The organism is Photobacterium frigidiphilum (assembly GCF_003025615.1).
GTDB lineage: Bacteria > Pseudomonadota > Gammaproteobacteria > Enterobacterales > Vibrionaceae > Photobacterium > Photobacterium frigidiphilum.
Window position 1 is genome coordinate 87,603 of the sequence record NZ_PYMJ01000003.1, and the last position, 12,327, is coordinate 99,929.

Genomic DNA, 12,327 nt, shown 5'->3' on the forward strand with positions numbered 1-12,327 from the left:
TTTTTTTATATCTTAGATAAAAAAGTCATTTAATAACTGAAATTCTCCCACCTTATAATCTTGCGAAATAATACTGTGGCTATAAATTATTTCGTATTTCGTATTTCGTATTTCGTATTTTGTATATGAAAATAGTAGCCCTCTCATTTAAATGATAAATATGTGACACTAATCTTGATGCTAATCTTATGTAAGTCATTTTTTAGTGAACATAAAATTGATAAATTAGAGTTTCATCATATATTTTGTGGTTACTCAATAATGCTGGTTTGATTGTAATCAAAAAGAAAGATTATTTTCGTGTATTGCAGTAACTACAAGAAATCATTTCTACTATTGATTGGTAGATTGAAATGTTTTTCTCTAATTCGAAGCGTATGCTTCACTTAGAAATAAAAAATGAATTTATCAACCCTGTTAATAAATTGGAATTATAAAATGGCTGATATAAGCAGTGCTGAGCATTCAGCAACAATAAAAAGACAATCTGCTTTACACGAAAAAGCAAACATGACAGAAAGTGAATGGAATAAAGCAATTAAATTCGACAGTGTTGATGTCGGTTGGATTGTTATGAGTATAGGAATGGCAATTGGTGCTGGTATTGTTTTCTTACCTGTACAAGTTGGCGTTATGGGGTTGTGGGTATTCCTATTATCTTCTGTGATTGGCTACCCAGCAATGTACTTATTTCAGAAGCTATTTATTAATACACTGGCTGAGTCTAAAGAATGTACTGACTATCCTGGTGTTATTACGGGTTACTTGGGTAAAAACTGGGGGATAGCATTAGGTGCACTTTATTTCATCATGTTGGTCATTTGGGTGCTGGTGTATTCTTTAGCGGTAACGAATGATAGTGCTTCATATCTTCATTCTTTTGGCGTTACAGATGGTCATTTAAACGATAATATTTTTTACGGACTGACATTAATTTGCATTTTAGCGTTTATTGGTTCGAAAGGTGAAAAGTTACTGTTTAAATTATCTGGTTTTATGGCAGTAACGGTACTTTCGTTAGTTGCGGTAATGGGTGTGCTGTTGATTGCTCGTTGGGATATAGCGAATATTCCACAGATAGGTGCGTGGGGTACAATGCTTAAAGATGCGATTATTACCTTACCTTTTACGTTAACCTCTATTCTTTTTATTCAATCTTTAAGCCCAATGGTTATTTCGTACCGTTCTCATGAAAAATCCATTGAAGTGGCACGTTATAAAGCGTCACGAGCAATGAAAATTGCCTTTAGTATTTTATTTGTTATTGTGTTTTTCTTTGCTGTGTCATTTACCTTGGCAATTAGCCAAGAACAGGCCGCTGAAGCAATGCACAAAAATATTTCAGCTTTAGCCATTATTGCGCATTACTTTCCTGGTAGCTGGGCAACCACTGCGGGTATTGTAATCAATATATTTGCTGTTGTTACTTCATTCTTTGGCGTGTTCTTAGCTTTTCAAGAAGCATGTCGTGGTTTGGCGATGAATATCTTATTACGTAAATATAAAGAGTCGCAGGTAAATAAAGCACTAGTGAATAAGCTGGTAACCGTATTCATTATCTTATTGGCGTGGGGAGCAATCGCGATAAATGCACCTATTTTATCTTTCACTTCAATCTGTAGTCCTGTATTTGGTTTGGTTGGTTGTTTAATTCCAGCTTATTTAGTCTATAAAGTACCGCATTTGGCAAAGTATAAAGGTGCGGCAACAAATATGATTATCATTACTGGTGTCTTATTGTGTATCTCGCCATTGCTTGCCTTTATCTAATGCATTAGATTGATATCTCTAATAAAAAAAGCCTGTTAAGACAGGCCTATCATCTCTGATAGGCCTGTTGATTTGTCATCTGTTCGTTAAAAAGGGTGATAATTGTAACAATGGCTATTTATTAAGCACTAAGATGCGACAGAACCTTAAAAAGGCAATAAGTCTTTGTAAGAAGGAGTTAGTTTAGCGGTACGTGGTCCCATATAGCCACCCCATTTTTCCAAATTACTATTCCCAGCCAATCTTTACCATTTGGCAAATCCCCATAAACGGCGTAACCGTCGGGATAGTTACCATTGAATCGACTGTCAGAGCAACTGGTCGCGACGGTATTTCCTACAATGTAATGAATAGGAGCATAGACCAATTCTCCAGTGAGAAGACATCCTGTAGTGTTATCTGTTGCAGTAAATGTATTATCACTATTAATGACCCAGTTAGCCGTATCACTGTTGTAACTTCCGGCAAAATCACCAGCTTGGAGATTATTTTTTGGGAGCTGATATAGGTAAGTTGTGGTGTTAAAACCAGTTACCTGAATTCCACTACCATCGTAGGTAGCGGTTAATTCGTCATTGCTAATATCACTTATTCCTGTTGGGTCAGTTAACTGGGTAATCTTTAATGTATTACCAGCTTGGCTGGTGCTAGATGATTGTATAAGCACATTATTAAACAGCGCTTCGGTGTTCTTCCCCTTTGCTAACAATATTCCTCCTTCATTGGAGAAATAAGTAGTGCCAATTAATATGGGATCATCACTACTGCCACTACTGCCACCACAGCCAACCAGAGTGGCAGTAATAAAAGATATTGCCAGTATGGTGGTGTTCTTTACATTCATTTTGTATTCCTCTTTATTGATTATCATGTTATGTGGTTGCGGTAAGAGTGGTTGTTAGCTACTACCTCACGCCCAGCAATAAACTCAAGGAGTTATTGGCTCTTATTAATTAATTTTATTGTTTAATGGGAACTCAAAGGTGAGTTAACCTTATGTGCAGCTCAGTGCGTATTTTGTTTAGTAGATATATACAGCACCAGCATCGGCAACGTTTTCATTTCGGTTGTTGACGGTACTATTTTCATCGCCGCCGCTGCCGCCACAACCTGTAAGTGATGTTAGACCCAATATAACAATGCCCAACATGGTACTTTTTTTAATCATTTTTATATTTACTCTGTTTCTTAGTTAGTGTTTTGTAGTCCTGAACTGACTGAAGGTTTATATGTTCTTGGGTAAATAGAAGGTATAAATGCTGAGCATAGGGAAAAAGCAAGCACTGCTTAAAAGCTGCTCTCTATAATACAAATGAATACAATTGCATAAGTGATTAATAATCAAATACAAGTGCATATTATTGCATTAACTCGTACCTCTATGGTGATCCATTATTTTTATGTAATAGAGTAAATATTAACCATTTAGAATGTCCAACCTATATCTACCCTCTTCATTATTCATAATGTCACATGCACTCATATGCATTGATAGTTGGGCACTTGATGCATGCCTATTATAAATAAATAACTGCCCATGTATATGTCAAAATAATAATAAATGTGAATGAATATGCCTGATTAATAAGAAATGTTAATTCGTACTTTCACTAATCAGTACATGTGTAGTGACGTAATGGACGTCTCAGCACCCAATTTTCGCAGCATATATAAAACTTGAAGCTGATAAATAAACTCTGAGGGATTTCATTACGGACATCAAAATTGTAAGTATTGATGTAACACCATGGGAGTTTTGTTTTGAAGTGTCAGCTATCATTTTGTGCATGGTACTGGGTGCGTATGTCATGTTCTCTAATGTTGATTTTGTTTCTAATGATCCAACGATTATTCAAATCTACGACGTGTGTGGCATCGTGATGCTTGCGGGTGTTTTTGGTCGTATATCAAAAAGAGCAAAAGCAAAAAAACTGGTTGAACAGCTGTAAACGGTAGGTTAGCGGCTACGGAGGCTTTTATCTAACGTATTAGATTGATATCTCTAATAAGAAAAAAGCCTGTGAGACAGGCTTTTTTGTTTTATATGTGTCTTATTTAATCTCCACTTTGTATTATTTATTCAATAGCGCTTTATTTTGTTCCGTATGACGTTATTGGAAACTAAATATATCAAGTGTGCCTTTTAATATTTGCTCTGCGATGACTTTATGGGTTTGCGTGGTAGGGTGGGTGACTCCCCAGAACACATAACTGTCAGAACCATAAGCCGCACAATCGTTAGTGAGCGCATGGCTCATTAAATAGTCTTTGGATGAACTACGGTTGATGTTTAAACACGCATCAGATGCATTACGGAATCCGTATTGTTCTGGCTTACTGGTCATTGCATCAAACAAAGCAAACGTGTCATATAACGCAATATTGACACCTTGCTGCTTATACATGGCGACTTGCGTTGCCACAAATTGATTAAACGCTTCAATCTTCTGTTTTATGATCACGGCTTCTTGTGGATCGCTGTACTTAAACTGTGGTGCTTTGGTGGCATCAGGTAAATTCAATACCAAGATATTCTCAGCGCCGTTACTGGTGAGTGTTTCCATCGCGCGACGAAAATCTTCGCTGACATCTGCCACAGAACGGTCGTAATTCACAAAATCATTTAGACCGAATTCAATGGTAAATAAGCTGCTTTTTGGCTGATAGTTTTTGGTGTATTTCATATACGTGAGATAAGAGTTTACTTGGTCATGAATGCCGGATAACACTACATATTGGGTGTCACCAGCAGCACCACCGACAGCCCATGTATATAGGGGAAGTTGTTTAGCTTTGGCTAGGTATTCTGTCCATACAAAACCGTTGCTGAAGTGCCCAAGAAACCACGAATTACTGTTAGGGAAGATCCATTGTGAGCCATTAAATAAGTTACCAGTGTCGGAAATACTGTCTCCAAAACTGATGATCTTATTGATAGCTGTTGATGGTGAGATTGTATCTTGCGTCCAGATTGAGTGGTTATACGAGAATCGGGTGTCTGACGCGAAATAGGTAATATCTGCCGTATCATGCGTTACCCCTAGGGTATCCTGACAGCGTTCTGCAATATCTGTTTGTGGGGTGGTCGTGAAGAACATGTTTTTCAGAGAAATAGAAGAATACCAATACCCTTGAACAGTAAAGTAATCCCCATTCGGCTGCTTTGCCCATTCCCAATCTGTAGACGGATCGTCATGGGTATAATCGGGACGATACCAGCAACGTACATAAGTATAAGTTGGTGAGCCTTGCTTTGCCGTCATGGCGGCAGGAGTGAGCGTATTGGGTGATAGATTCTCTATTACAGGAGCGTCGAGCGGTTGATTATCGGCGCTCATGGCTAACGTAGAGAAAAAGAAGGTGAATAACAAGAGTGTTTTTTTCATAGAGTTGTCCGCTTCTGTTGAACGTAATGATAAAAGACGACCATTCCCGCTGAACTCAAGAATGGTCGAGGTGGTTTATGGTGGAAATGAATCGAATCGTTATGGGTTTACTTGGCTGAAATCTGAAAATTGACTGGTATAAATCGTACTGTTTGGCATGTTGCTGTTGTCATTGACTGTCAGGATACTCGGAGGAGTCGTCGAGGCGTCGATAGCATTGATAGTGCGATCATTGTTGATGGTAAACAGCACATCATTGGCAAAGTTATTAGGTTCTTGCCACGACCATATCTGAGTGTTTTTCGCATAATACGCTGAACAGTCGTTGCTAAGTGTAAGCACACCGTTTGTTGTATCTAAACATTGTTCAGTGTTGGCGACGCTGCGATAACGGTGTGCTGCATCAAATACAAAAGATTGAGATTTTGCCCCCTTTATACAGTCAGAAAATGCGAGATTATCGCTTTGTTCTTCAACGTTATTCACTACGGTAAGGCATTTCGGAGACTCTTGGCTTAAATATGTCGATTGAATCGTGACAGAATCGGCACCGAGGAACCATGGGCTGTTCCAATCAACGGTGATTGGGAAGCTATCTCGGTACGTTAGCTGCTCGTAATTACGGTCTTCTTTCCAATTAGAGTTTGCAGAAGTATTGGATGTATAGAGCTGGCTGCCAGATTTGTAACGACGACCAATAAAAAAGCGGTTATGACCAAATAAGGCCAAGCTTCTTACTGTGGTGGTTAGATCGATGGTTGAGATGCCTGATGTTGATGGTTTAGCCGCTATTTTGGAAACAAAGTCAGGGCGAAGACCACTCAAGGCTAAGGAGTTATTGTTTTTTAGCTTATCGAAATTCCACGGATTGCCGCGGCGTTCGTCATAATCCCAACACCATCCGTCTGCTGTACCAAGATTACAAAAGCCATTTTCCGGATCGAGTTGTGACCCATATTTATTGTTTTCGTAGCGGATGTTGTAACCGTCTGGGCGGGTTTGAGTCACTAAACCAAATTGCTTTTTATTGGTGATGCTGTATTTGTCGGTGAAACTGTATTCAATATCTTTAATCGGAAACTTGGGCGATATTGCACCCAGACCAATTTTGATGCTAGTGCTGGTCTCTTTATCAATTTTTGATTCTACTTGATCCTGCATTCTAGGGTACAAGTCGTTTAAATAAATTTGTCCCGATTGTAACTTAGCTTTGTCGTTGATCTGAATATCGACATCGATGGTATCCAAGTACTCGTTATATACATAGCTGGTGTTGCTATTGGTGTTCCAACGACGGTAGATATCAGACCAACTGTCAGCCATTCCCATATCAACGCCCGATCCTTCAGCCAATACGATCTCGACATATTTGTCTTTATCACCGGATGTTGCATAAAAAGGTGAGTGACTGTAATAACGGACTTTGTATTTTAGCGTCACGTTACCTTTACCTTGGCGTTCCACATTGAAACGACGGTGGATCACAAATTCCATGATTTTTGGTGCATTACCTGCTGTAGCGGAACGACGTACACGTGTATTTTTGCTGAGGTCATTCATCACTCTGGATTCAATATAATCCAGTTCACTGTCGGCCAATTCATTATTATTCAGTGGAGCATCAAGTAAATAAATTTCACGTTTATTAAGAACGTGTGGTCGAGTAATTAAGAGATAGGGGCTTTCTACTCCCATACCCAGTAATGCCAAGGTGTACGTACTTCTTGCCGCAGGATCAAGATGAGTCAGATTTAAAAGGGCGTATTGGCAATCGGTTGGAATGACACTGTTAGTGTCAGTTAAGTGGCACTGAGCTTGGAAGTACGGGGTAGATGATTGCAGGCGATCCGCAATACTGTCGGTTTGTGACGAGGAAAGAGGCATGGCATTGCTGGCTGCGCAACAAGTCATGATCCCCAAACTGATCAATGAGCGTGGGAAGCATTTCATGGGTATTCCTAATTGTAGAGGTGAAAAGGTAAGTAACGGCAGGAGTGTAAAAGTGAAATGTATGCATATCTATACTGAATGTATAGATATGTGTTATTGAGCCGAGAAATAGTGCCAATTTCAACAGCATGGTATTGGATTACAGGTTCTTCATTGAGGCTAGATAAAATAAACTTATAAATCAACAGACTATACCTATAGATTTACTCGCTTTGATGCATGTTTTTTTGTGTTTATGCATACTGTTATTACATTAGTAAACTAAGATTGTTTTTATGTATTGTGATTTCTAATATTTATCGATTCCCATCCCACTGCACACTGTTCATAATCCGGACTGTAAAGTATTCATAAAGGTTATGATTTATATTTCATATGTGATGATTAACTGACTTAGATAGCTTGGGTATAGAACCGTCAAATTGGAATAAATATGAAATTACGCGTTAACAGCATTATCTATACATTGATTATTGCGGTGTTTTTTACGCTATTACAGAACCTAGCGTTATGGGTACATCTTAAAGATTTATTTGCCATTACACCTGCAGCGAGTACTGGGTTTGTTATTTCAATTCCTATCGTTGTTTTAGCAATAATGAATGCTATTTTTACCCTGCTAGTTTGGCCTTATGTTCATCGTGTGATTATTGCTTTAGTCATTATATTATCGACCTTTGCTACTTACGCAATGTATAACTACGGGGCATATTTTAACTATGGAATGATAGTGAATGTGTTTGAAACCAATTTGGGTGAGGCAGGCAGTTACTTCTCTGTCACATTGCTGTTTTGGGTAATCACACTGACCGTCCTTCCTATATTTTTGCTGAATCGCTTTAGGGTTGTGTTTCAATCATCTGCTTTAAAAGAAGTGGCTGTAAAGGTTGCGAGTATTTTAGTGTCTTTGATTGTTATCGTTTTTATTGCGATGATTTACTACAAAGATTATGCCTCTTTAGTCAGGAATCACAATGAAATAAAAGCCCTAATCAATCCAACCAATTATCTAACATCTGGTTTTCGGTATAGTAAATACCAACTCGTAGAAGCTGATATGCCCTTTACTGAAATTGGCAATGATGCCGCTGATGAACACAACAAGAACGATAAAAAGAATGTGTTGGTATTAGTTGTTGGTGAAGCATCGCGTTCAATGAACTATTCGCTGAATGGTTATGGCCGCCAAACGAACCCTCAATTAGCGCAACAAGATGTGATTAGTTTTAAAAATGTCAGTTCTTGCGGTACTGCGACGGCAGTTTCACTGCCATGTATGTTTTCTGATATGACGAAGGCCACTTACAATGCCACCACTGCCCGTCATCAAGAAGGGTTATTAGACGTATTACAGCATTCAGGCATCAATGTATTGTGGAAAGATAATGATGGTGGGTGTAAAGGCGCTTGTGATCGTGTAAAGCACATCGAAATGTCTGCCGAGATCGACCCTAGTTTATGTCATTCGGGTTCGTGTTATGACGGCATTTTACTTGAGCAACTCAAAGAATATATCGGATCTTTAGAACAAGATTCAGTCATAGTACTGCACTTAATTGGCAGCCATGGCCCGACTTATAACGACCGTTATCCTGATGAATTTAAAGTCTTCAAGCCCACGTGTAATACGAGTGAAATCCAAGGTTGCTCAAAAGAAGAATTACTAAATACTTATGATAATTCGATTCTCTACACCGACCATATTTTAAATAGCGTTATTACTATTTTAAAAAATGACGAAAGTAGCCATAATACCGCCATGTTCTATCTCGCTGATCATGGTGAATCTCTTGGTGAAAATGGGGTGTATCTGCATGGTCTTCCTTATAATCTTGCCCCTAAAGAGCAAACCACAGTACCTATGATTATGTGGTTATCGCCACAGTTCCAACAAGACCAGCATATCGACAGCGAATGTCTCAGTAAAGAAGCTGAAGCGGGGGGATATTCACAAGATAATTTATTCCATTCTGTTCTTGGTATGATGGATGTGAAGACTGCGGAATATAAGCCAGAACTCGATATATTTTTAACATGTGAACAGTCGGTGAAGTAACTTGGGTATATATTTACGCGGTTCGATAAATATATATCGAGCCGTATTTGATAGTTAGCAAAAAATGCTCGTTGGTTTTAATGAGCATTTGTACCATTATAGATTGGTATTATTCATAATAGAGAGTGTAATAATGAAACCTGGCGCTACAGGGATAAAACGCGTTATTGATGCCGCTGGTTATTCTGTTCAAGGATTGAAAGCAGCATGGATAAATGAAGCGGCATTTCGTCAAGAATCGGTACTGCTAGTCGTACTGACTATAGTCACTTGCTTTCTTCCAGTGACTAAATTTGAGCAGCTGGCAATGATTGCAAGCATGTTTCTTGTGTTGATAGTCGAGCTAATTAACTCTGCTATAGAAGCGGTTGTCGATCGTATTGGATCTGAGCATCATGAATTGAGTGGGCGTGCAAAAGATATCGGATCTGCTGCGGTATTTGTTTCAATGTGTTTCGTCGCGATTACATGGTTGGTTATTTTACTCTAGCGAATGTTTAACTGTGTTTTTATGCAGTTAAATAACCTTATAGTTCTACATATAAATAAAATGGTTTGAATTATCACAGGTCAAATACGACTTGATTGCGACCATTTCTTTTTGCTTGGTAAAGTGCACGATCTGCTTTGAAATAACTTGATTTAAAGGTGGTGTTTTTCATTATTTTAGTTAATCCAATGGAGACGGTACATGAAATTTCAGAAGGGACGTTATGTGTTGATAAAACGGATACTTTTTGATTTTGAATCGTATCTCTTAGTGTTTCAAGACGAGAAACTAATTTAACATGAGAGCCTTCTTTTAGTAATAGTACGAACTCTTCTCCTCCTAATCGTGCAATATGCTCATCTTCATTCATAGACTCTGAAACAGTATTTGCGATGTGGGTAAGCATTTTATCACCCGCTAAATGACCGTAACTGTCGTTAACATTTTTGAATAAATCAATATCAACAATTGCCATTGAATACTCATGAATACTCCCAGACTTGATAAGAGTATTGTATGTTTCAATGAAGTAGCGACGGTTAAATAACCCCGTTAATTCATCACGAGCGGCGAGGTTAATGAGCTGCTTTTCTCGCTGGATACGATCTGTGACGACACTAATAAACGTGCAGAGTGCCTTTTGACCTTCCCAGTCAACCACATTGTCTGTGATTTCTGCGATCATTGGGTTGCCATTCATATCTGTATGATTAATGATTTGACGCGGACTAGGGATACCCAACTCAATTACGTTGTGGTAACGCTGATCAGCTTCAGCCCAATGGGATTTTTCAAATAAGACTTTAATCGTTTCTAAATTCAATACGTCTTTGGCCGTTTCAAGGCCACTAAAAACTGCGAATGCATCATTGGCATATTTTGGTACGAAATTGATATGAACGACACAAGGGTTTGGATGTGCATCCAATATTTGACGAAATGTTCCCATGTGTTTTATTACCTGAGTAGATTTGTTTTTTTTAATGATATCACGCACTTACTGTAAGTAAGTACAAATGTGACAAAATATTGGGATGCTGATCATACTCGCGGTGTTTATTTTATCTTGTGTCATTCTTTATGCGCATATATTCGAGTAGTTGCATTTGTAGTGGCTATATTTGATCTCATATGATTGATTTGTACATTTTGTTGTTAACGCAAGTGTAAAATGTCACATTAATGTCCAAAGTAAAAATGTCAAAGCTCATAAAACACAGTCTCTCTGTACTGGCTGGTTCAACAAGTCGGCCTTCATCTCATTATTTAAGGACGAAACCACGATGCTTTTAGGAATTAGCCTTGGCACCAACGACCTCTCCCATGCGGGGGCGTTTTACGATCGTTTGCTGAGCACGGTGGGCATGGTGCGCACTATGGAAGAGGACGACGAGATCGGTTACGGGTCTCCTGGTGGCCCGAGCTGCTTCTGGATATTGAAACCCTTTGATCAACAGCCAGCGACCCGCGGCAATGGTACCCAGGTGACCTTCAAGGCCGCGGACAACGATGGCGTAGAGGAGTTTTACCGGACAGCCCTAGTGCTGGGCGGAGTGGACGAAGGTACCCCCGGTTACCGATATCGCCCACGATACTTCGGTGCTTATTGCCGCGACTTGGATGGCAACAAGCTGCATATTATGTACGAACCTGATTGAAAGAAGGTTCCCTCTATGACCTAAGCCACACTACCTAATATATTTTCATAGCAATCAAAGGAACACTGAACCAAATTGCCGGCTTTAAATAAGGGGGGAGTGAATCTCAGCGAACAAAAACTCCGCTCGCAAGGCTAAGAAATCGAGAAGAAGTGGAAATTGATGGCAGACCTTCTCGGCATAGGTGCGGACAGGCGAACGATACTGATCGTCACTGAATGGCTATAAGCAGACTTTCACTTGCGTGTTGGGATCAACGGCAGAGTCTAGCAAGCGGGATTCAACTGACTGGATCAGACATGACTTAGTTAGAGTGGTACTGGCCCTTCAACTTCTCTAAGTCAATCTCATAATCTTGCATATAAAATAAAGTCGCAGTAATTATCGTCTTTTTCGTTCCTCCTCCGTCTTATATAGGAAACTCATTCACGAGAAAAAGGCTTAAAAATGTTGAAAGTAGTTAGCTATGTAATCTGTCCATACCTCCAGCGTATTACGGGTTTACTTGAAGCAAAGGGGGGTCCCTTATGAAATCGAATACATTAGCCTTAAGGATAAACCGAAATGGTTTCTCGATATTGCACCTAACGCTCAAGTGCCACTGCTGATCACAGAAGATAATATTCCATTATCTGAGTCAGATGCTATTGCTGAATATCTAGATGATGAATTCCCATTGCTTAGACCAGAGATAAACAAGTCAGCTTGCCGAGCACGACAGAGATCTTGGGCTTATCAAGGCACTAAGCTTTACCTTAAACAGTGCAGTCATATGCAAAGTGGCAACCAACAAATTTTTGAAGAACGCCAAGAATTCATGCGTAAACAGTTTGCTAAGGTTGAAAGCTTCCTCAAAGGTCATACTAAAACACAATATTTCTGCGCCGATATCCTAGGTAACATAGATATGGCTTGGTTGCCTTTATTCCACCGTGCTGCGGTGGTTCATCTAACTCTTGCTGTGGCTAGCCTTGTGCCGCAAGTACAAAGTAGCGAATGGCTACCGTAGATATAAAA

The 12,327-nt window shown here is 39.2% G+C and carries 10 protein-coding genes and 1 pseudogene; 6 read left to right on the plus strand and 5 right to left on the minus strand.

The genetic code is table 11. From position 1 onward, the window contains the following. Nucleotides 1-438: 438 nt before the first annotated feature. Nucleotides 439-1,770 (plus strand): SLC5/6 family protein, encoded by a 1,332-nt coding sequence (locus C9J12_RS04100; protein ID WP_107241545.1) that lies wholly within the window; start codon nt 439-441, stop codon nt 1,768-1,770. 178 nt (nt 1,771-1,948) lie between these two features. On the opposite strand, the gene C9J12_RS04105 is transcribed toward C9J12_RS04100, so the two are convergent. Continuing rightward, nucleotides 1,949-2,614 (minus strand): hypothetical protein, encoded by a 666-nt coding sequence (locus tag C9J12_RS04105; protein WP_107241546.1) that lies wholly within the window; start codon nt 2,612-2,614, stop codon nt 1,949-1,951. A 177-nt stretch (nt 2,615-2,791) separates the two neighbouring features. After that, on the minus strand, nt 2,792-2,938 hold the full coding sequence (locus C9J12_RS30600) for a hypothetical protein (RefSeq protein ID WP_170111713.1): 147 nt from the start codon (nt 2,936-2,938) through the stop codon (nt 2,792-2,794). 562 nt (nt 2,939-3,500) lie between these two features. On the opposite strand from C9J12_RS30600, the pseudogene C9J12_RS04110 reads away from it, so the two are divergent. Next, a pseudogene (locus C9J12_RS04110) lies at nt 3,501-3,719 on the plus strand (solute:sodium symporter family transporter); the annotation flags it as partial. 162 nt (nt 3,720-3,881) lie between these two features. On the opposite strand, the gene C9J12_RS04115 reads toward C9J12_RS04110, so the two are convergent. Both C9J12_RS04115 and C9J12_RS04120 read right to left on the minus strand, forming a co-directional pair. Continuing rightward, nucleotides 3,882-5,156 carry an SGNH/GDSL hydrolase family protein gene (locus tag C9J12_RS04115; RefSeq protein ID WP_107241547.1) on the minus strand — a complete coding sequence of 425 codons (1,275 nt, stop codon included), beginning with the start codon at nt 5,154-5,156 and terminating at the stop codon, nt 3,882-3,884. 99 nt (nt 5,157-5,255) lie between these two features. Next, a complete protein-coding gene (locus tag C9J12_RS04120; RefSeq protein WP_107241548.1) occupies nt 5,256-7,106 on the minus strand; it encodes a hypothetical protein in 1,851 nt (616 codons plus the stop codon). A 433-nt stretch (nt 7,107-7,539) separates the two neighbouring features. Between C9J12_RS04120 and eptA the strand changes: the two genes are divergently transcribed. Together eptA and C9J12_RS04130 are read left to right on the plus strand one after the other, a co-directional pair. Beyond that, on the plus strand, nt 7,540-9,162 hold the full coding sequence (eptA, locus tag C9J12_RS04125; protein WP_107241549.1) for a phosphoethanolamine transferase EptA: 1,623 nt from the start codon (nt 7,540-7,542) through the stop codon (nt 9,160-9,162). Between the two features lie 133 nt (nt 9,163-9,295). Beyond that, complete coding sequence (locus C9J12_RS04130; protein ID WP_107241550.1) at nt 9,296-9,652, plus strand: diacylglycerol kinase; 357 nt, start codon at nt 9,296-9,298, stop codon at nt 9,650-9,652. 73 nt (nt 9,653-9,725) lie between these two features. On the opposite strand, the gene C9J12_RS04135 is transcribed toward C9J12_RS04130, so the two are convergent. After that, on the minus strand, nt 9,726-10,601 hold the full coding sequence (locus C9J12_RS04135; RefSeq protein WP_107241551.1) for a GGDEF domain-containing protein: 876 nt from the start codon (nt 10,599-10,601) through the stop codon (nt 9,726-9,728). A gap of 334 nt (nt 10,602-10,935) precedes the next feature. Between C9J12_RS04135 and C9J12_RS04140 the strand changes: the two genes are divergently transcribed. After that, complete coding sequence (locus C9J12_RS04140) at nt 10,936-11,310, plus strand: VOC family protein (protein WP_107241552.1); 375 nt, start codon at nt 10,936-10,938, stop codon at nt 11,308-11,310. Nucleotides 11,311-11,815: 505 nt separating this feature from the next. Further along, the gene (locus C9J12_RS04145) at nt 11,816-12,319 is read left to right on the plus strand and encodes a glutathione S-transferase family protein (protein ID WP_227876267.1); all 504 of its coding nucleotides are present in this window, start codon (nt 11,816-11,818) and stop codon (nt 12,317-12,319) included. Nucleotides 12,320-12,327: the final 8 nt, after the last annotated feature.